Genomic DNA, 21,677 nt, shown 5'->3' with positions numbered 1-21,677 from the left:
TCGGTCATGCGCGCACCTGCTGCTCCGTCGGTAGGAAGTTCGCCAGGGTGGTGCCCAGGCCGCGGGCCGATGCCGCAGCCCGGACCAGGTCGGCCACCGCCAGGTCCAGGCAGCCGAGGCCGAACGGGGAGAACACCGTCACGGCGTCGTCGCTCCTGACGTACCGCTTACCGGTCAGCAGGATCTCGCCCAGCGAGGACGAGATGAAGTCGCGGTGGCCGGCTTCCTGCTGGGCGAGGTCCAACGACGTCGCGGCCCGACAGACGTGGTCCGCGTCGTCGACGATGTTCACGCTGGAACGGATGGAGTCGGTGGTGAGGTCGCGCAACGACAGGTGCAGCACCAGCGTCCCCGGTCGGCAGTGCTCGGTGCCCAGGTGCGGGGCGCTCGCCGTCGTCGCCAGGCAGACGAGTCGGTGGCGGGCCAGGGCGTCGGCCGCGCTCGGCGCCACGTCGACAGTCAACGTCGGCCAGACCGAGAGCGCCTCGGCGGCGAACGACCGCGCCCGTTCGGCGCTCAGGTCGTACAACGTCACGGTGTCCAGCGCCGGTAGTACGGCCCGCAGATACCTCAGCACCTCGAAGCCGATCGGGCCGCAGCCGACGAGGGTCACCGCGGTTTCCGGGCGGGACGAGGAGAGGGTCGCCGCCGCCAGGGCGGCGCTCGCGGCCGTCCGTCCGGCCGAGATCGCCGACGCTTCGAGGACCGCCTCCGGCACCCCGGTGTGCACCGAGTTCAGGATCATCACGGCCGATGCCCGGTGCATCCCCCGGCCCAGGTTGCCGGGGAAGGACGACACCCACTTCACCCCGCAGGTCGGCGTCGCACCACCCAGGAAGGCCGGTAGCGCGATGATCCGTTCGCGCTCCCCGTCCGGGAAGCGGAGGAAGACCGACTGCGGTACCCGCGTGCGGCCCTGAGCGTGCGACCGGTACGCCGCGTCCACCGCGGACACCACCTCGTGCTCGGCCCCGTCGAGGACGGCGCGGACCTCACCCGCCCCGAGGATCAACATGGCGCCACCTGCACGTCGGGCTTGTTCCACAGATGCGCCACGTCACCGAAGTACGTCATGACCCAGTCGTCGTCGTAGATGGTGTCCAGGTACCGTTCGCCGCCGTCGGGGAAGACCATCGCGCAGGTGGCCCCGGGCCTGATCTGGTCGCGCATCTGCTCCAGACCGGCCACGACGGCGCCCGACGAGCCACCGACGAGGATCGCCTCGCGAGCGGCCAGTCGACGGCAGGCCGCGATCGCGTCCACGTCGTCGACCCGGACCACGACGTCGGCCAGGTCGCTGCCGTACAGCTTCGGACGCACCGATGCGCCGTGGCCGGGAAGCATCCGCCACCCGACCGCCGGACCGAAGATCGCACTGCCCGACGCGTCCACCGCCACGAGGGTCACCGGCAACTGGTGCGTCCTGATGTACTCGGCGCACCCCCGCAGGGTGCCGCAGGAACTCGTGGCGCAGAACAGGTAGTCGACCTCGGGCAGGGCCGCCACGATCTCCCGTACGGTCGTGTGGTGTGCCCGCGGGTTGAGCGGGTTCGAGTACTGGTCCGGGCAGTACGCGTCGTCGATCGTCGCGACGAGTTCCCGGACCCGCCGGATGCGGACGGGCAGGTATTCACCGGTGGCCGGGTCGACGTCGGTGACCACCTCGACCTGCGCGCCGAGGGCACGCATGACGTCGATGTTGTGCCGGTTGGTACGCGGGTCGACCACGCAGATGAAGCGGATACCGTAATACCCGCAGACCTGCGCGAGCCCGATTCCGAGATTGCCGGAGCTCGATTCGACCACCACCGACCGTCCGGGTACGAGTCGCCCGTCGCGGATGCGCTCTCGCAGCATCTCCAGCGCCGAGCGGTCCTTGATGCTGCCGCCGGGGTTGTGCGATTCCAATTTGGCGAACATCCGGAACGGACTACGTGGGTCGAGCTTCACCAGCTCGACGATCGGTGTCGCGCCGATTGTCGCCAGCACTCCTGACCCCGGGGGTGTCTGTTCGGTCATAGAGCCGCTCCTCGAATTGCATCCGCTCCGCGATGCGCCTGCCATGAGACTCCTCCGCACCACCGAGACAGTGCAGGGAAGAACGTGCAGACTCACCGGTTGACGCCGGCAGCAGTTCTGCCGGAGGTTCTTCTGTCGTCCTGGTACTGCCGTTGCCCGCGCTGCCGTTTCCACCGGACACGATCGCCACCGCGCGGCCGGGGGATCCGCGCAGTGCGCCGGCCAGCGCCACCGCACCGCTCGGCTCCGCGCTGACACCGGCGCGGCGAAGGATCCCCAGGGCGTGGGTGATCGCGTCGTCGGTCACGCCGATCAGATCGTCGACCCGGTGCCTGATGATCGGCCAGGGAACCGTGCCGGGTCGTTGCCCCCGCAGGCCGTCGGCGATCGTCAGGGACGGTGGCACCTCCGTCGGCGCACCCCGGGCGACCGAGACGGCGTACCGGCGGGCGGACATCGGCTCCACCCCGACGACCCGCACCGGCCGGGACAGCGCCGACGCGGCCAGGCAGACGCCGGCCAGCAGGCCACCGCCGCCGGTCGGTACGAAGATCGTCGACAGGCCCGGCACCTGCTCGAACACCTCGAGCCCGACGGTGCCGGCCCCGGCCACCACCAGCTCGTGGTCGGAGGACGGCACGAGGACCGCACCCGTCGCCGCGGCGATGTCCTCGGCCCGGCGGTCCCGCTCGACCACCCCGCCTGCCACCTGCACCACACCGGCGCCGAGCGCACTGATCGCCTGTGCCTTGCCGTCGCTGGCGCCGGCGGCCATCACGATGGTCACCCTGATGCCCAGGGCGGCACCGAGCATGGCGACGGCGATGCCGTGGTTACCTGACGAACCGGCCACCACCTCGCCCGCGTACCGCGCGAGCATGGCGTTCGCCGCGCCCCGGACCTTGAACGATCCGCCGCGCTGGCGGTGCTCGGCCTTGAGCAGCACCCGCGAGTTCAGGGCCAGCACCGGAGTGCGATCCACCAGGCCCGTGATCCGTGCGGCAGCCGTCCGGACGTCCGCGAGGGTGGGCCCGATGCCCGTCGTCCTCACGGTCGGTCCGCGGTGATCGCCCGACGGTCGGTCTTGCCACTGGCGGTGGTGGGCACGCGGACGATCCGGGCGAACCGGCGCGGGATCATGTGGGGTGGCAACGTCAGCGCGAGATGTGCGCGCAGAGCCGAGTCCGTCACCTCCGCCGACGCGCCGGCGACGTGCGCGACGAGGAAGACCCGGCCGTCGACGTCGGTCTCCGCGGAGACCTCCGCGCCGGCGACGGCAGGGTGTGCCAGCAGCGCGCCCTCGATCTCGGCCGGGTCGATCCGGTAGCCACGGACCTTGAGCTGCCGGTCGGTGCGTCCGAGGTACACGAGGTCGCCGTCGGGTGACCGGCGTGCCAGGTCACCGGTGCGGTACATGCGGGTTCCGGGCGCCCCATGGGGGTCCGGCACGAACCGGGCCGCGGTCAACGCCGGCCGTCCGCCGTACCCGCGCGCGACACCGCAGCCACCGATGCACACCTCGCCGACGCCACCGTCGGGCACGGTGCGCAGACCGTCGTCGAGCAGGCGCACGCTGACGCCGTCGATAGGTGTCCCGATCAGGTCGACAGTGGTGTCGGGGACCGGTGGCACGTCGAAGCGGGTCGAGGTCATCGTGGTCTCGGTCGGACCGTACTGGTTGATCATCCGCCCCCGCACGGTGTCCCGGCCGCCGGCGATGAGGAACGGGCGCAGCGACTCACCGCTGGACACGGTCAGCCGCAGATCGGGCAGACCGCTGCGCCGCAGCGACGTCAGGAACGTCGGGGTGGCCGAGAGGATCGTGTTCACCCCCCACTCCCGGACGGCCGCGACGAACTCACCTGTCCGCAGCAGGGTGGCGCGGGGTACCAGGACCACCTGCCCGCCGGCGACGAGCGGGGCGAACGTGTCGCGGATCGAGGCGTCGTACCCGAACGGCGCGAGCTGCAGCACCACGGTGTCCGGGCCGAGTCCGTAGTCGGCGACGACGAACCGCAGGTAGTTGGTGACGCCGCGGTGCTCCAGCAGTACCGCGTTCGGCGGTCCGGACGAGCCGGAGGTGTGACTCACGTAGGCGAGCGAACGGGGCGACAGCAGTGGCAGGGTCGCCGGCACGTCGGGCGCGTCGACGAGCACTGTCGGGCCGTCGACGGGGAGGACGGGCTGACCGGCCCGGGACGGTGTGGTGACCAGGATCCGGGCCTGGGCCGTGCGGACCATGGCCGCCAGTCGGTTGTCGGGTAGCTCGGCGTTGAGGGTGAGGAAGGCGCCGCCGGCCCGGAGTACGGCCGCCATCGCGATCACGGCCTCCGGGCCCCGGTCGACCAGGACCGCGCAGACCTGCTCCGGACCGACGCCGCGGGCCACCAGCGCGCGGGCGAGCCGGTCGGTCCGGGCGACGAGGTCCGCGTAGCAGACGACGGTCTCCGGGGTGACTATCGCCGGCGCGTCGGGCCGGGTCGCGGCGTGGGTGGAGATGTCGTCGAGAAAGGTGGTCACAGCCCCGCTCCGCCGCTCGGCAGGTCGGCGGCGCACCACTCCAGGACCGCCCGGGCGCTGTGGTATTTGTTCTCGGCCTGGGTGAAGGCGATGCTCGCGGGTCCGTCGAGCACCGCCGCGGTCACCTCCTCGCCCCGGTGTGCCGGCAGGTCGTGCATGAACACCGCGTCCGGGACGGCGGCCAGCAACGCCTCGTCGACCTGGAACGGGGCGAATGCCGTACGCCAGTCGGGCGTCGGCTTCGTCGATCCCGTGGTCTGCCAACGGGTGGTGTAGACGACGTCGACAGGTGGCAGTGCGGACAGGTCGTGCCGTTGTTCGACCCGCGCACCGCTGTGCCGGGCGGAGGCCGCCGCCTGGTCGAGGTACCGCTGCCCGACGCCGTACCCCGGTGGGGTACGCAGGTGCAGCTCGGTGCCGGGGTACCGGGACAGCGCGAGCGTCAGCGCGGAGGCGGTGTTGTTCCCCTCCCCCACGTACAGCACCCGTACGCCCTCCACCCGACCGAAGTGCCTGACGATCGTGGTGAGATCGGCGAGGGCCTGCGTCGGGTGTTCGACAGCGCTCATCGCGTTGACCACAGACATCTGCTTCTGGGCGGCGTACGCCCGCAGCTCGGCCTCCGGCCCGGCGGTACGGGCCACCAGGACGTCGAGCATGCCGGACAGCACCGTCCCGGTGTCCTCGACGGACTCGCCGGTGTTCAACTGGAGGTCGTCGGGGCCGTAGGTGACCAGTCCGGCGCCCAGCCGCAGCGCACCGGCGGAGAACGCGGTCCGGGTACGGGTGGACGTCCTGCGGAACAGCACGCCGACGACCCGCCCGGACAGCGGTCGGTCCGCTCCCACGGCACCACGCGAGTACTCGGCGCCACGCTGGACGATCCAGCGCAGCTGGTCGTCGGAGAGGTCGTCAATAGAGATCAGGTGGCGTCGCTCGGCCATGTCGAGCCCCCTTCCAGTTGGCGATCCGCCGTGACCAGAGCCTGCGCGACGCAGGGAACCACCGAACAGGGACGCGACCGCACGACGCCTCTGCGCGTTCGTCTCTATGGACGGTGCGGGTGGGCCCGGCAGGATCGGGCCCACCTACTCGGATCACCCGACCAGCAGGAGGGGCCATGACTGACGACGGTGTCTACCGCGTCGTACGCAACGACGAGGAGCAGTACTCGATCTGGTGGGCCGACCGGGAGCTGCCGCCCGGCTGGACCGCCGAAGGGACGTCCGGGTCGAAGCAGGAGTGCCTGGACCACATCGCAGAGGTGTGGTCGGACATGCGGCCGCGCAGCCTGCGTGAGCAGATGGCCCAGGCCTGAGGGACTGAAGAGGCCGTGGTGGACGGGCAGGTCCAACTCCGAGGAGACATCATGATCGCCCCGACAATCGAGTCCGAGGTCCGTAGTTACTGCCGGAGCTGGCCCGTCGTGTTCGACCACGGGCGGGGCAGCCGGCTCTTCGCCCGCGACGGCCGCGGCTACCTCGACTTCTTCGCCGGTGCCGGCGCCCTCAACTACGGCCACAACCACCCGGTACTCAAGCGGGCCCTGCTGGACTACCTCGCGCGGGACGGGGTCACCCACAGTCTCGACATGTTGACCGCCGCGAAGCAGGACTTCCTCACCGAGTTCGCCTCGCGGGTACTCGGCCCGCGCCGCCTGGACTACCGCGTGCAGTTCCCCGGGCCCACCGGGGCCAACAGCGTCGAGGCCGCGCTCAAACTCGCCCGCAAGGTGACCGGACGCCACACCGTCGTCGCCTTCACCCGCGCCTTCCACGGCATGTCGCTCGGCTCACTGGCCGTCACCGGAAACGCCACCGCACGCGCCGGCGCCGGGGTCCCGCTCGGACACACCTGGCGCATCCCGTACGACGGCTTCGCCGAAGGCCGGGTGTCCGGGCTCACCCTGCTCGACACCATGCTCGCCGACAGCAGCAGCGGAATGGACCTCCCGGCCGCTGTCATCGTGGAAACCGTGCAGGGTGAAGGCGGCGTCAACCCGGCCCGCGCGACCTGGCTCGCCGACCTCGCCGAAATGTGCCGCCGCCGCGACATACTGCTGATCGTCGACGACATCCAGATGGGCTGCGGCCGCACCGGCCCGTTCTTCAGCTTCGAACACGCCGGGATCACCCCCGACATCGTCTGCCTCTCCAAGTCCATAAGCGGATACGGCCTGCCGATGTCCCTCACTCTCTTCCGCACCGAACTCGACGTGTGGCAACCCGGCGAACACAACGGAACATTCCGCGGCAACAACCCCGCCTTCGTCACGGCGACCGCCGCACTGAGGGAGTTCTGGACCGACAGCAAACTGGAGAAGCAGACAGCGGAACGGGACATCCTGTTCGAGGAGCAGCTGGCGGAACTCGCCGGTCGGTATCCGGCGCAGATGGCGGCGTCACGGGGTCGGGGCCTGGTGTGGGGTCTGGCCTTCCGGGAGCCGAGCACGGCCGGTCGGGTCGCCCGGGAGGCGTTCTCCCGTGGGCTGCTGGTGGAGACGTCCGGCTCGGTCGACGAGGTGGTGAAGCTCATGCCGCCCCTGACGTCGACGGACGAGGAGTTGTCCGAGGGCCTCGGCATCCTGGGGGAAGCGGTGGCGGCAGCGGTCGGCGGCTGAACGACGTCGGCACCACGCCGGGAACCGGCCGACCGCCCCCGCGACCTGTCCACCCACGACCGGGCACCGTCCCCCTCACCGCACCTGGGCAACCGTGGCCTCCGGGCCGCGGTCCTCCTCGTGGTCCGGCTCCGGCATCGGGTCGTTCTTCCTGCCACCGGCAGGCAGGCTGAGCAGCAGCAGCACCGCCCCGAGGAGGGTGACGAGCGCGATCCAGGCCGCACCGACGTGCATGGCATGGATGAACGCGTCATCGGCGGCCTGCGCCAGAGCGGGCCGGTGGATGACGGTGGCGACGTGGCGAGCCTGTTCGGCGGAGACTCGCGCCTGATCCTGCACCGGGGCCGGCACTCCCCCCAGCGAGGGTTCGATCGCACGTCGGTAGACGATCGACATGATCGTGCCGCCGACGGCGATGCCGATCACACTTCCGGTCTGTCGGACGGTGTTGGTGACGGCAGATCCGGCCCCGGCCTGCGCCAACGACAGGTTGCTGAGCAACGCGGCCGTGACCGGGCCGATCACCATGCCGATCGACAGACCCTGGATCAGCAACAGGACCTCGATCGAGACGAGTGAGGTCTGTAGTCCGAGGAACCCGTACCCGGCCATGGTCAACGCGGCTACGGTCATCGCCGGCACGGTGACGACCCGTAGCGGCAGGTGGCGGCTCAGGCGCGAGCCGAGAGGCGCCCCCGCGAGCGCGCCGAGTGCGGTCGGGACATTGGCCAAGCCGGCCTCCATCGGCGAGAATCCGAGCGCACCCTGCAGGTAGAACGCGTTGTAGAAGGTGATGGCGGCCACCGCGAAGAGCAGCAGTGCCAGCGCCACGTTGCCGCCACCGAAGGTGGGCTGCATGAGCAGCCGCGGATCGAAGCTGGGCACCTTGACGTGCAGCTCGACGAGCACGAAGACGGCGAGCAGGGCCAGACCGACGACGACCGGCGCCCAGACGCCGGTACGACTCCAGTCGTCGACCTGCCCCGCCCGGATCAGCCCGTAGGACAACGCCACGAGGCCGCTGATCGACAGCAGCATTCCCGCGGGATCCAGTGGCCGCAGAGTGGGGCTGCGGAAATTCGGGACCAGCACGGCGAGCCCGACCAACGCCGCGACGGCGACCGGGACGTTGATCAGGAAGACCGAGCCCCACCAGAAATGATCGAGCAGGAACCCCGCCAGCACCGGACCGGCAGCCATTCCGACGCCGGCCGACGTCGAGAAGATGCCGATCGCGGCGGCCCGCGCCGGGCCACTGAAGGTCCACATGAGGATGGCCAGGTTGGCGGGCGTGATCAGCGCGCTGCCCACCCCCATCGCCGATCGGGCGGCGATCAGTTGGCCGGCGTCGCTCGCGTACGCCGCCCACAGCGACGACCCGGCGAAGATCACCAGCCCACTGGAGAACACGGTCCGGTGACCGAACCGGTCGCCCAATGCCCCGGCGGTGAACATCAACGTGGCGAAGGCCAGCGTGTATGCACCGGTCGCCCATTGCAACTGACCGGGGTCGGCCCCCAGTCCGCGGACCGGATCGGCAAGGGTCTCCAGCGTGGTGCTCAGGACGGTATTGTCCAGCCAAATCAGCAGTGAACACACCATGAGAACGGCAAGGATCAACTGCTGCCTGGCCTTCGGCAACGTGTGAGGCGCGGTCATGAATACCTTCGGATATTGGTCGGCAAGGGCCTGAACGGCAGGACTATAAGCAAGGTCCACGTCACTGTCAAGCTTGGCTTCTCTTTTCAGGAACTGTGGCGCCCGAACGGGTGGCGCGCTTTGCCAGGCTTGCGGAATTAATATTTTTGTGGCTCTGGCAGCTTTGCGAGTCGGAGGATCCCATGATTCCCCGAGGGTTGCGACCGGGCGGATTTCATGCCTTCGGCCAGCTACCACACCGGCTCCTTGCGACCCCGTGGCCGTGCTGACTTCGCAGATGACGGTGGGGGTGGTCGCTTCGGGCGGACAATGGGCGCGCAGCCCCGCCGCCACCCGAGAGCATTTTGGCTGTGACCAGCGCCACCGCGCGGTCCGGATGGCGTCCACGCCACACCCAAGGCCGCACGCTGGTCGCCCTGTTCGCATCAGGTCCAATGATGATCATGAATTGCTCCCGCTACTTCGTTCCGGGGTGGACGGTCCCCGCAAACTCGTGCCATGCTCGTCTATGGGTTCGGGCCCTTCGAGATTAAGACGCGAAAATCGGGGGATCACTGACATGGGTGGCGTGGACGACAGGGTGAAGTGGCGAGCGGGTTCACGCAGTGAAGATCGCGGATCCCTCACCCCGCAGGGCGACTACCTGTTGCCCGATCCACGTGACCGCCGGTTCCTGCAGGTCGGGCGATCGCCGTTGCGGACCGCGATCGCGATGGCGACCGGCAGCACCGACACCAACCTCCACATCGTGCTGATGATCCAGGATCACATCCGTCGATACAGCATCGAGGGGATGTTCCGCTCACTCGACATCCCCTTGACCGCGCAGTTCATCACGGACATCGAAGGCCTCTCGACATTCCGCGACGGGCAGCTCGTCATTTTTTCCAGCAATTCCTTGAACCAGGTGCCTGACGAGATCGCCGAGCAGCTGCGCATCCACCACATGAGGGTGTTGATCCTGTTGGACTCGGAGGACATCGTCGACCAGTGGTGGGTCGACCACGCGAACGGCTTCCTGGACTGGGCGGATCTCCGGCCCGAGACCCTCCGCGAGGCGATCGTCGACGTGGAGGCCGGCCGGTTCCACGTGTCCGCGGCCCTGGTTCGCAGATCCGTGACGACACCCGACCAGGCCGGTGACGACACCACCTCGAAGCGCGCGCCGACGGTCGCCCTGACCGCACGGGAACGCCAGGTACTCTGCCTCATTGCCGAGGGGCAGAGCAATCGACAGGTCGCCCGGTCGCTGAGGATCTCCGAACACGGCGTCAAACGCACGGTCGGCATCATCCTGGCCAAGTTGAACTGCCCGAACCGAACCCTCGCGGTTGTCCGGGCCCTGGATCTGGGGCTCCTCGTGGTGTGAGGTGCCGACCGCTCGATGACGTGCCGTCCGTCGGCACGGCTGCATGAGGCTCCCTTCCGGACACCCGGTGGACAGATCAACGACCGCCGAGTGAACCGAGCCAGCGCCGGAGGTGCGCGGCGGTCTCTGCCGCCTTCTCCTCGATGATCGAGAAGTGATTCGCCTCGACCCACCGGACCGGCCCACGGTGTTGCCAGTCAGGGACGGGGTCGACGTCGCCGAAGCTGCCCAGCGTCACGGTGGCCCGCAGATTCAGCGTCGGTGCGGCGATCGACTCGGCCTTCCGCTCGGGATACATCCGCACGTAACCGCCCATGGCGACCAGGCCGTGGTCGTCGACGGGGGTCAGGGCGTTGTCCCGGGACAGGATCTGCCCCAGCGCGTCGGTGAGCACCAGACGGTTGAGTTCGTGGTCCTCCGGGGAGTACGTGTCGATCATGGCGACGCCCGTGACTTCGCCGCCGTCGTCCTCGATCCGCCGGGCGACCGCGTGGGCGAGCGCACCGCCGATCGAATAGCCGACGAGCGCCACCGGGCCCCGCTCGAGTTCCGACGCTACGGTCGCGGCGAGGCTCTCGATCGCTGCGGCCCAGGTGGCTGGCAGGTCGTCGCCCGGGCGAGTGCCGGGCAGCCGTAACGCACCGACCTGCCGCTCGCCACCCAACTCGCGGGCGAGCCGGGCGAACTGGTGCGGACCCGATCCCGCCAGGAACGAGGGGAGGCAGATCAGCGTCGGCGCCGCGGCACCGCGCGCCAGCAACTGCACAGCCGGGTGCCGCGCGGCGGCCTCGGCGGCGGGATAGGTGGTCATCAGATCGGAGCCCGCGACCAGCAGGGGCATCGCCCCTGCCAACTCACCGCGTCGGTGCGCCGCCGACACCAGGCCGGTGATCGTCCCGCGCACGCCGGCCGGCGCCTGCTCCACCACGCCGACGCCGGATTCCTCGAGCCGCGATCGCACCAGCTTCGCCACGTCGGCGGCGGTCGCATGGTCGAAGACCAGCGTCGACGGGAACGACAGCCCGGTCAGCTGTGCGAGCCGGTTGCGGAACTCGACGGCACCGAGGGAGTCGAAACCGAGCTCGGCGAACGGCGCGTCGGCGCCGATCGCGTCGCCGGACACGTGGCCGAGCACGGCCGCGGCGACGTCGCGCACCTCGCGCAGGATCACACGGTCGCGGTCGGCGTCGGGCAGCGCGGCCCACCGCCGCGCCAGGCCCACCCCGGTAGGGGCAGCGGCCGGGGGGACCCGGACCATGCCACGCAGTACCGCGGGCAGTGTGCCGCCGCGTGCCAGGGCGGTCAGCGCCGGCATGTCCAGCAGTGCCGTCACCGGGGTCGCCCGATCGGTCGCGAGTGCGTCGTCGAACAGCGCCATCCCGGCCTCCGGGTCGATCGGGATCAGGCCCAGCCTGGTCCGGATCTGGCGGGCGTGCTGCTCCGCGCCGTCCCCGCCGATCACCCCCGCCATGCCGACGGTCCACAGTCCCCAGGCCAGTGAGTGCGCGGGCAGGCCGGCACCGCGCCGCACACGTGCCAGCGCGTCCAGCACGCTGTTCGCGGCGGCGTAGTTGCCCTGTCCCTGTCCACCAAGCAACGGCGCGGCGGACGAGAACAGCACGAACGCCGACAGATGCAGGTCACGGGTCAGCTCGTGCAGGTGCAGTGCCGCGTCTACCTTCGGTGCCAGCACCCGGGTCGTCTGTGCGGCGGTGAGGGTGTCGAGCGTGCCGTCGTCCAGGACACCCGCCGCATGGATGACGGCGGTCAGCGGGGCGTCGACGTCGATCCCGGCCAGCAGGGCCTGGACCGCGGTGCGTTCGGTGACGTCGCACGCCACGACCCGGACCCGGGCGCCGAGTCCGGTCAGCTCCGCGACCAGATCGGCGGCACCGTCAGCGGCGGCACCGCGCCGCGATGCCAGCAGCAGCCGCCGTACGCCGTACGCGGCGACCAGGTGTCGGGCGACGATCGCACCGATCCCGCCGGTGCCGCCGGTGACGAGCACCGTGCCGTGGCCGAACGACTGTGGCATGAGCGGTGCGGCGGCGGGCAGCGGCTGCAGGCGCGGTGCCAGGAGCCGACCCTCACGAACGGCCAGGTGGGGTTCGTCCCGGGCCACGGCCTCGGCGAGCGACCTGATCGGCAGGGTGTCACCGTCGTGGTCGACGAGCAGGAACCGGCCCGGATGTTCGGACTGTGCGCTACGCACCAGGCCCGCCACGGCGGCTCCGACCAGATCGGGTTCCTCGCCGGGCAGTCCGGCGGCCGTGCGCGTCACGATCGCGAGTCGGCCGGGGTGTTCGGCGGCTGTCCATTCCTGCAACAGCGCGAGCGCCGTCAGCACGGCGGCGTGTATGTCCGCCGCGCCGGCACCGGTTCCGCGGGGCACCGGCCACACCACCGTGTCGGGAACATCCTGCAGCACGGCGAGGTCGGCGAGGTCGGCGCAGCAGGTCGGGGGTTCCGGGGCCGCGACGGCCGCCGGGTCGCCGAGCACCACGACGCGCCCGGCGTCCGCCTCGGCGACGGCGGGCACGGCGACCCACTCGAGGTCGAACAACGGTGCCGCACCGCGCAGCCGGGCCAACGCCTGCTGTGCGAGTGGGCGGGCCCGCACCGACTCCATGCTCAGCACGAGGGCACCGGTCGCGTCGACCGCGTCCACGCGCACGGCGTCCGGTGCGACGCGGGCGACGCGGACACGCAAGGCACCGACGCCGGACTGTGCCAGCTGGACACCGTGGAAGACGAACGGCAGTGGCACCCGGCCGTCGGACCCGCTCTCGGCGAGCTGGCCGACAGCGGCATGGAACACCGCGTCGAGCAGCGCCGGATGCAGTCCGAAGGCGGTGGCCCGCGCTGCGGTGGCGGTGTCGAGCGCCAGGTCGGCGAACACCTCCTCGCCACGCGACCACGCGGCACGGACACCCTGGAACACCGGGCCGTACCCGAGGCCGAGGTCGCCGAGTGCGCGGTACACCTGCTGCCCGTCGACCGGATCGCCGGCGATCGGAGGCCACGGCTGGCACCAGTCCGGTGCGGCGGTCGGCGCGGCGGGCGTGAGCAGGCCCTGGGCGTGCAGCACCCAGGCGTCGGCGGTGCGGACGTGGACGGCCACGGTCCGCTGCCCACCGGCGTCGGGTCGGCCCACCGCGAGCTGAACATCGGCGGCACCGTCGGCCGTGAGGACCAGCGGCGCCGCGAGTTCCAGCTCCGCCAGGCGCGGCACGCCGAGCCGGGCACCGGCGGCCAGAGCCAGCTCCACGAATCCGCTACCGGGCATCAGGACGGTGCCGAAGACGGTGTGGTCGGCGAGCCAGGGGTGCGTGCGCAGCGAGAGCCTGCCGGTGAACAGCCACTCGTCCCTGCCGGCGAGCTGCACCCGGGCGTGCAGCAGCGGGTGGTCGACGGAGTCGGCACCGGCGAGCGGCGCGGCGGCCTCAGCGGGGAGCAGCCAGAATCGTTCGTGCTGGAAGGGATAGGTGGGCAACGTGATCCGGGTCTGCGGTCGAGCTCCGAAGTAGGCCGCCCACCGCACCGGCCGGCCTGCGCAGTGCGCGGTTGCCAGCGCGGTGACGAACTGCTCGGGTTCGGCGACCGTACGACGGGATCCAGCGACCACCGATGCGCGCGCTGCGGGGTCCGCCGCCACAGTGGCTCGGGTCATGGCCGTCAGTACCGCGTCCGGCCCCAGCTCGACGAACAGACGCACACCCGAATCGAGTAGTGACCGCACCGCCGGGGCGAAACGCACCGTCTCGCGCACCTGCCGTACCCAGTACTCGGGCGTACCCACCGACCCGCCGGCGAATTCACCGGAGACCGTGGAGCACAGGGGTATCCGTGGCTCGTGGTACGTCAGGTCCCCGGCCACCTGCGCGAACTCGGTCAGCATCGGCTCCATCAGGGCGGAGTGGAACGCGTGGCTCACCCGCAGTCTGCTGGTCCTGACGCCCTCGGCCACCAGCCTCGATTCGAGCGCCGATACCGCCTCGGTGTCTCCGGAGAAGACCACCGCATCGGGAGCGTTCACCGCGGCCAGCGAGACCGTCGCGACCGCCGGCCCGGCGTCGCCCACCGCCAGCAGTTCCACGGCCCGCTCCTGCGGTACCGCGGCGGCCAGCATGCTCCCGCCTGTCGGCAGCGCCCCCATCAATCGACCTCGGGCCGCGACGAGCCGGCACGCGTCCGGCAACGACCAGACACCTGCCACATACGCCGCGGCGAGCTCGCCGATCGAATGCCCGGCCACCGCATCCGGTCGGACGCCGAACGACTCGACGAGGCGGCACATCGCCACCTCGAACGCGAACAACGCGGGCTGGGTGTACTCGGTGCGGTCCAGCGGATTCTCGATCGTCTCGGCGAACATCACCTCCCGCAGCGGCTGCCCCAGGTGTGCTCCGAATTCCGCGCACACCTCGTCGAGCGCGGCGGCGAAGACCGGGAACGCCCGGTACAGCCCGGCACCCATCCCGATCCGCTGCGCGCCCTGGCCGGTGAACAGGAACGCCGTCGTGCCTGTCCGACCGGTGTCGTCGGTGACGCCCGGTCCGGGCTCGCCGGCTGCCAGGCGCGCCAGGGCCGCCAGCAGCGTCTCCCGGTCCGAACCCACGACGGCGGCGCGCTGCTCGAGCCGCGCGCGGTGCAGCGCCAGGGTCGCCGCGACATCGGCCAGGTCACACTCCGGACTGTCGCACAGCGCGTCGTACAGCTGACGTGCCCGGGCCCGCAGCGCGGCTGTCGTCCGCGCGGACAGCAACAACGGCACGACCGCCGGACGCGGTAGATCGACCGGCCGCGGGACCGCCGGTGCTTCTTCGAGGATCACGTGTGCGTTGGTCCCGCTGATCCCGAACGACGACACCCCCGCCCGGCGCGGACGCTTCCCGGCCGGCCACGGCTCGACCTCGGTCAGGATCCGTACCGCGCCCGCCGACCACTGGACGTGCGGCGACGGCGCGTCGACATGCAGGGTGGGCGGCAACAGCTCGTGCCGCAACGCCTGCACCATCTTGATCACACCGCCGACACCGGCAGCCGCCTGCGTGTGCCCGATGTTCGACTTCAACGACCCGATCCGCAGCGGCTCGACGCGGTCCTGTCCGTAGGCGTTGATCAGTGCCTGCGCCTCGATCGGGTCACCCAGCGTGGTACCGGTGCCGTGCGCCTCCACCGCGTCCACCTCGGCCGCGCTCACCCCGGCGTTGACAAGTGCCTGCGCGATCACCCGCTCCTGGGACGGGCCGTTCGGCGCGGTCAAGCCGTTGCTGGCGCCGTCCTGGTTGATGGCGCTACCGCGGATCACGGCCAGCACCGGACGCCCGGCACGCTCCGCGTCGGACAACCGCTGGAGGGCGAGCACGCCGACGCCCTCGGACCACGAGACACCGTCCGCGGCACTCGCGAACGCCTTGCAGCGCCCGTCCGGTGACAGCGCCCGCTGCCGGGAGAACTCCACGAACAGCAGCGGGGTCGACATGACCGTCACCCCACCGACCAGGACCAGCGAGGTCTCCCCGGCACGCAGCGCCTGCACCGCCAGGTGCACGGCCACCAGCGACGACGAACATGCCGTGTCCACCGTCACCGCGGGTCCCTCCAGACCGAGGGCGTAGGACACCCGGCCGGAGACGACGCTGCCGGCCGACCCGGTCGCCAGGTAGCCTTCCGCGGCACCGTCGGCGGCCGCGCGCGCCACGTAGCCGTAGTCCTGGTACATGACGCCCGCGTACACCCCGGTGTCGCTGCCCCGCAGCGCGGTCGGATCGATGCCGGCATCCTCGATCGCTTCCCAGGACGCCTCCAGCAGCAACCGCTGCTGCGGGTCCATCGCCGCTGCCTCACGGGGCCCGATGCCGAAGAAGGCGGCATCGAAATCACCTGCGGCACGCAGGAATCCGCCCTCCCGGGTGTAGATCCTGCCAGGCTTGCCGGGGTCGCTGTCGTACAGGTGGTCGAGGTCCCAGCCGCGGTCACCGGGGATCGGGGTGATCGCGTCCACGCGTCCGGCGACCAGTTCCCACAGCTGGTCAGGATTCCCGACGTCGCCGGGATACCGGCAGCTCATGCCGACTATCGCGATCGGTTCGTCGGCCCTGGCCCTGGCCCTGGTCGAGGTGGGACGCGGTCGCGTCGGCGTCGAACCGTCGATCCGGGTACGCAGGAAACCCGCCACGGCGGCGGGGGTCGGATAGTCGAACACCAGCGTGGACGGAAGCTGAACACCGGTGGTTGCGGTCACCCGGTTGCGGAACTCGACTCCGCCGAGCGAGTCGAGGCCCAGCTCTGCGAACGGGGTCTCGGGCTCGATGGCGTCGGCCGACTCGTGGCCGAGGACGGCGGCGGCGATCGCGCGGACCTCGTGGCGGACCAGCGCCTCCCACTGGTCGGCGGGGGCGTCGAGCAACCGCTGGCGCAACGGGCTGTCGGCGGTCCGGCGGCGCGCCGGTAGCTGGATCAGGCCACGCAGCACCGCGGGCAACGTGCCGAGTCGACCCAGCGCGGTGAGGGCGGAGGTATCGAGCAGCGCGGTCGTCACCATCGGTTCGTCGCTGGTCACCGCCTGGTCGAACATCTGCATGCCGGTGTCCGGCTCGATCGGGGACAGACCGAGACGCGTACGGATCCGACGCGCCAGGTGTTCGCCACCCGGGTCGTTCAATGCCTCGGCCATGCCGAGTCTCCACAGCCCCCACGCCAGCGAGTGCGCGGGCAGACCGGCACTGCGGCGCGTCCGGGCGAGGGCATCCACCGCCGCGTTCGCCGCCGCGTAGTTGCCCTGACCCTGCCCACCGAGCAGCGGCCCGGCGGAGGAGAACAGCACGAACGCCGACAGGTCCAGGTCGCGGGTGAGCTCGTGCAGATGCCAGGCCGCATCGACCTTCGGGGCGAGCACCCGGTCCACCTGCTCGGCGGTCAGGGTTTCGATGGTGCCGTCGTCGACCACGCCCGCGGTGTGTACGACAGCGGTCACCGGCTCGTGCACCGGTACCGATGCCAGCAGGGCCGCGACCGCGGCGCGGTCGCTGACGTCACACGCGGCGACGCGTACGTCGGCGCCCAGCCCGGTCAGCTCGGTGACCAGCGCCGTGGCGTCCGGCGCGGCGAGGCCACGGCGCGAGACGAGCAGCAGTCTGCGTACCCCGTGCCGGGTGACCAGGTGACGTGCGGTGACGGCGCCCAGCCCACCTGTGCCGCCGGTGATCAGGACCGTCCCGTCACCGAAGGGCCCGTCAGTCGATCCGCCGGTCGCGGTACGGATCAGCCGCGGTGCCAGGGTGACTCCGTCGCGGATCGCGAGCTGTGGTTCCTCCGTGGCGACCGCCACGGCGATCCACCGGCGCAGGTCCGCGAGGTCGTCGTCATCGAGGTCGACCTGCACGATGCGTCCAGGATGTTCCGACTGCGCACTGCGCACCAGGCCGCGGACGGCCGCCGCCGCGGGGTCCGGCGTCTCACCGGGCAGACCTGCGCCGTTGCGGGTCAGCACGACCAGCAACGACTCGGCGCAGCCCGGTTCGGCGAACCAGCCGCGCAGCACCACGAGGGCGTCGTGCACGGCGGCGCGGATGGTGGCGGGGACGTCGTCGCCGTCCGCTGTCGCCGTCTCGGGCGACCAGACGACGGCCGCGCCCGGGTGGCCCCCGCCTGCCGCGAACGCCGCGACGTCCCCGAACGTCCCGGCACCACCTGCGACAGGTCGACCCAGTGCGAGCAGGTGCCGGTCCGGCACCGCAGGTGCCGTCACCGGCGTCCAGTCGAGAGCGTAGAGCGGGCTGCGGGCGCCGGCGAGAGCGCGCGCGTCCGCGGGGCGGGCGAGCACGGCGTCGATCGACAGCACCGCGGCGCCGGTGGCGTCACAGGCGTCGATGCGCACCTTCCCGGGACCCGAACGGATGATGCGGGCGCGGACCCCGGTGACGCCGTGCCGGAACACCCGGACGCCGCCGAAGGAGAACGGAAGCGGCAGCCGGCCGTCGGGTAGACCGTCGGCGAGTCCGTCGATGGCAGCGTGGAAGATCGCATCCATCAGCGCCGGGTGCACCACGAAGCCCGCCGCCCGGCCCGCTGTCGTCTCGTCCAGCGTCACCTCGGCGAACATGTCGTCCCCACCGGCCCAGGCGGCGCGCACACCCTGGAAGGTCGGGCCGTAGCCGAATCCAAGGTCGGCGAGCCGGTCGTACAGCCGTGTGCCGTCGATCGACGTGCCGTCGGTCGGCGGCCAGTCCGGGTCGGTCCAGGCCGGCGGCACATCGTCGGCGGGGGCGAGGGTGCCGGTGGCGTGCAGCGTCCACTCCGGCTCGCCCGGGTCGGACCGCGCGGTGCCGGTGACGGTCCGCGAGTGGACAGACAGGCCCCGGCGACCGGTGTGGTCGGGCTCGGTCACCGAGACCTGCACGTCCACGGCAGTGGTGCCGTCGAACAGCAGCGGCGTCGCCAGGACGAGTTCGTCCACGACGGGTAGGTCCAGGTGGCGGCCCGCGGCACACGCGAGTTCCACGAACCCGGTGCCGGGCAGGAGCACCGCCCCGAAGGCCGTGTGGTCGGCGATCCACGGCTGACCGGTGGTGGAGAGCCTGCTACTGAAGAGCCATTCGTCGCGACCGGCAAGCGGCGCGCCGACGCGCAGCATCGGGTGGTCGAGCGCGGCGAGACCCGCGCGGCCCAGGTCACCTAGCGCGCCGTCGTCGGGCTGCACCCAGTAACGGCGATGCTGGAAAGCGTATCCAGGCAGGTCGAGGTGGTCGACCGGTCTTCCCGGTGACAGCGGCGTCCAGTCGACGGTGACGCCCGCGCAATGGGCGGCGGCGAGCAACCGCAGGAACTGGTCGGTCTCGTCGACGCCGCGTCGCGCCGCCGCCGCGACCAGCGAGCGGGACGCCACCTCGTCGATCAGCGTCTGGCGGGTCAGCGCCGACAGCACCGCGTCCGGACCCACCTCGACGAACCGGCGCACGCCGGCGTCGACGAGAGACTGCACCGCCGGGGCGAACCGCACGGCCTCGCGCACCTGCCGCACCCAGTACTGCGGCGTCAGCAGTTCGGGGCCCGCCGGCGCGCCGGACACCGTCGAGCACACGCCGATCCGTGGGGTCTGATACGTCACCGAGCTGGCGACCTGCTCGTACTCGGCAAGCATCGGCTCGACCAGTGCCGAGTGGAAGGCGTGACTGACCGTCAGTCGGTTCGTCTTCACCCCCTCGCCCGCCAGCCGGTCCGCCAGTGCGTCGATCGCCGCCGTCTCGCCCGAGAACACCGTCGCCACGGGCGCGTTCACGGCGGCCAGCGAGACCGTCCCCGCCGCGAGCAGTTCCCGCGCCCGCTCCTCGGGCACCGCGGCGGCGAGCATCGCTCCACCGGCCGGCAGCGCGCCCATCAGCCGACCCCGGGCGGCAACGAGCCGGCACGCGTCGGCCAGCGACCACACCTCGGCCACGTAGGCCGCAGCCAGCTCGCCGATCGAATGCCCGACCACCACGTCCGGGGTCACGCCGAACGACGCCAGGAGGCGGTACAGCGCCACCTCGAACGCGAACAACGCGGGTTGCGTGAATTCCGTCCGGTCGAGCGGGGGCATGCGCCCGGTCTCACCGCCACTGTTCCCGGCACCACCGGTCGCGCCGAACATGATCTCGCGGAGCGACACCCCCAGCAGGGCATCGAGTTCCGCGCACACCTCGTCGAGAGCGGCGGCGAACACCGGGAATGCCTCAGCCAACCCGGCGCCCATACCGACACGTTGCGCACCCTGACCGGTGAACAGGAAGGCCGTCTCGCCGGTGGTGACGGCACCCGACACCACCTGCGGGGAAGCCGTACCCGCCGCCAGGGCCGTGAGGCCGGCGAGCTGACCGGCCCGGTCGGCGCCGAGCACCGCGCCGCGCTGCTCCAGCTGGGCCCGCGCGACGGTCAGGGCGGCGGCGACATCGGCGTCGTCGACCTCGGGGTGGTCGGCGAGCCAGGCCAGCAGCCGGCTCGCCTGCGCCCGGAGGGCGGCCTCCGACCTGGCCGAGAGCAACCACGGTGCGCGCAGCGTCGGTAGAGCCGGCTCCGACTGTCGTACCACGGCATCCGGCCCGGTCACCGGGTCGACGGCACGCCCACGCGGCGCCTCTTCGATGATCACGTGAGCGTTGGTCCCGCTGATCCCGAACGACGACACACCTGTACGACGCGGACGGTCGGGCCGTGGCCACTGCCGAGCCCGGGTCAGCAGCCGCACCGTGCCGGCCGACCAGTCGACCTCGGGGGTCGGCTCGTCGACGTGCAACGTCGCGGGCATCACCCCCGCGCGCATCGCCATCACCATCTTGATCACACCCGCCACACCCGCCGCGGCCTGCGTGTGACCGATGTTCGACTTGACCGAACCCAACCACAACGGGTGGTCGTTCCGCCGGGCCTGGCCGTAGGTGGCCAGTAGCGCCTGCGCCTCGATCGGGTCACCCAACCGGGTACCCGTACCGTGCGCCTCCACCACGTCCACCTCCGCGGCGGACAACCGCGCGTTGGCCAGGGCAGCCCGGATCACCCGCTCCTGCGCGGGCCCGTTCGGCGCGGTCAGCTGGCTGCTCGCGCCGTCCTGGTTCACCGCGGAACCACGGATCACCGCCAACACCCGACGCCCACCACGCACCGCATCCGACAGCCGCTCCAACACCAGCACACCCACACCCTCGGCCCAACCCGTCCCGTCCGCCGACGACGAGAACGCCTTGCACCGCCCATCCGGCGACAACCCCCGCTGCCGGGAGAACTCCACGAACGTCCCGGGGGTCGCCATCACCGTCACCCCACCGGCGAGCGCCATCGCACACTCACCCTGACGCAACGACTGGGCAGCCAGATGAAGCGCGACCAACGAGGACGAACACGCCGTGTCGACAGTGACCGCCGGCCCCTCCAACCCGAAGGTGTAGGCCACCCGACCCGACGCGACGCTGCCCGCGCTCCCGGTGAGCAGATAGCCCTCGAAGCCCTCCGGCGCGCTGGGGAACCGGGAGCCGTAGTCGTCGTACATGACACCCACGTACACCCCGGTACGGGTGCCCCGCAGCGCGGTCGGATCGAGGCCCGCGTGTTCGAAGGCCTCCCACCCCGTCTCCAGCAGCAGCCGCTGCTGCGGATCCATCGCCGCCGCCTCGCGGGGGCTGATGCCGAAGAACTCGGCATCGAACCGGTCCGCGTCATACAGGAAACCACCCTCGCGGGCGTACGAGGTCCCTCGATGGTCGGGGTCGGGGTGGTAGAGCTCCTCCAGGTCCCAGCCACGGCCCTCGGGAAAGGCACCCACCGCGTCGCGTTCCGCGCTCAACAGCTCCCAGAGGTCTGCCGGAGAGGTGACATCGCCGGGCAGCCGGCATGCCATGCCCACGATCGCGATCGGCTCACCGGCGCGCTCCTCCAGCTCCTGGACCTGCTGACGGCTCTCTCTCAGCTCGACGGTGGCCCGCTTGAGGTAGTCACGCAGTTTCTGCTCGTTGT

8 protein-coding genes and 2 pseudogenes are annotated in these 21,677 nt (G+C 71.3%); 3 read left to right on the top strand and 7 right to left on the bottom strand.

Going from position 1 to position 21,677, the window contains the following annotated elements; all coding sequences use genetic code 11:
* Positions 1–4 precede the first annotated feature (4 nt).
* The 5 genes and pseudogenes from sbnB to OHQ87_RS06005 all read right to left on the bottom strand — a co-directional run bounded on the left by sbnB (position 5) and on the right by OHQ87_RS06005 (position 5,483).
* The gene (sbnB, locus tag OHQ87_RS06025; protein ID WP_328345693.1) at positions 5–1,015 is read right to left on the bottom strand and encodes a 2,3-diaminopropionate biosynthesis protein SbnB; all 1,011 of its coding nucleotides are present in this window, start codon (positions 1,013–1,015) and stop codon (positions 5–7) included.
* Positions 1,009–2,019 (bottom strand): 2,3-diaminopropionate biosynthesis protein SbnA, encoded by a 1,011-nt coding sequence (sbnA, locus tag OHQ87_RS06020; protein WP_328345692.1) that lies wholly within the window; start codon positions 2,017–2,019, stop codon positions 1,009–1,011. Before sbnA ends, sbnB begins: the two co-directional genes overlap by 7 nt.
* Positions 2,020–2,134: 115 nt before the next feature.
* Positions 2,135–3,070: pseudogene (locus OHQ87_RS06015) on the bottom strand (threonine ammonia-lyase); the annotation flags it as partial.
* On the bottom strand, positions 3,067–4,539 hold the full coding sequence (locus OHQ87_RS06010; protein WP_328345690.1) for an amino acid adenylation domain-containing protein: 1,473 nt from the start codon (positions 4,537–4,539) through the stop codon (positions 3,067–3,069). The gene OHQ87_RS06010 and the pseudogene OHQ87_RS06015, both read right to left, overlap by 4 nt.
* A complete protein-coding gene (locus OHQ87_RS06005; protein ID WP_328345688.1) occupies positions 4,536–5,483 on the bottom strand; it encodes an ornithine carbamoyltransferase in 948 nt (315 codons plus the stop codon). Before OHQ87_RS06005 ends, OHQ87_RS06010 begins: the two co-directional genes overlap by 4 nt.
* A 176-nt stretch (positions 5,484–5,659) precedes the next feature.
* Between OHQ87_RS06005 and OHQ87_RS06000 the strand changes: the two genes are divergently transcribed.
* Both OHQ87_RS06000 and ectB read left to right on the top strand, forming a co-directional pair.
* Positions 5,660–5,857 (top strand): MbtH family protein, encoded by a 198-nt coding sequence (locus OHQ87_RS06000; RefSeq protein WP_328345686.1) that lies wholly within the window; start codon positions 5,660–5,662, stop codon positions 5,855–5,857.
* Positions 5,858–5,908: 51 nt separating this feature from the next.
* On the top strand, positions 5,909–7,159 hold the full coding sequence (gene ectB, locus OHQ87_RS05995) for a diaminobutyrate--2-oxoglutarate transaminase (protein WP_328345684.1): 1,251 nt from the start codon (positions 5,909–5,911) through the stop codon (positions 7,157–7,159).
* A 75-nt stretch (positions 7,160–7,234) separates the two neighbouring features.
* Here ectB and OHQ87_RS05990 read toward each other — a convergent pair whose 3' ends face one another.
* A complete protein-coding gene (locus tag OHQ87_RS05990; RefSeq protein WP_328345682.1) occupies positions 7,235–8,878 on the bottom strand; it encodes an MFS transporter in 1,644 nt (547 codons plus the stop codon).
* Positions 8,879–9,386: 508 nt separating this feature from the next.
* Between OHQ87_RS05990 and OHQ87_RS05985 the strand changes: the two genes are divergently transcribed.
* Positions 9,387–10,187: a response regulator transcription factor gene (locus OHQ87_RS05985; protein ID WP_328345680.1), complete on the top strand. Its 801-nt coding sequence runs from the start codon at positions 9,387–9,389 to the stop codon at positions 10,185–10,187.
* Positions 10,188–10,263: 76 nt separating this feature from the next.
* Here the strand turns inward: OHQ87_RS05985 and OHQ87_RS05980 are convergent.
* Positions 10,264–21,675 (bottom strand): annotated as a pseudogene (locus OHQ87_RS05980) (SDR family NAD(P)-dependent oxidoreductase); the annotation flags it as partial.
* Positions 21,676–21,677: the final 2 nt, after the last annotated feature.

This window comes from Micromonospora sp. NBC_00421, from assembly GCF_036017915.1.
GTDB lineage: Bacteria > Actinomycetota > Actinomycetes > Mycobacteriales > Micromonosporaceae > Micromonospora.
Note: the sequence above shows the minus strand (reverse complement) of the source record. Positions and strands in the feature narration are given on the sequence as shown.

Coding starts and splice junctions, on each gene's coding strand:
- sbnA (WP_328345692.1), bottom strand. CDS start 2,019: ATGACCGAACAGACACCCCCGGGGTCAGGAGTGCTGGCGACAATCGGC.
- OHQ87_RS06005 (WP_328345688.1), bottom strand. CDS start 5,483: ATGGCCGAGCGACGCCACCTGATCTCTATTGACGACCTCTCCGACGAC.
- sbnB (WP_328345693.1), bottom strand. CDS start 1,015: ATGTTGATCCTCGGGGCGGGTGAGGTCCGCGCCGTCCTCGACGGGGCC.
- ectB (WP_328345684.1), top strand. CDS start 5,909: ATGATCGCCCCGACAATCGAGTCCGAGGTCCGTAGTTACTGCCGGAGC.
- OHQ87_RS06000 (WP_328345686.1), top strand. CDS start 5,660: ATGACTGACGACGGTGTCTACCGCGTCGTACGCAACGACGAGGAGCAG.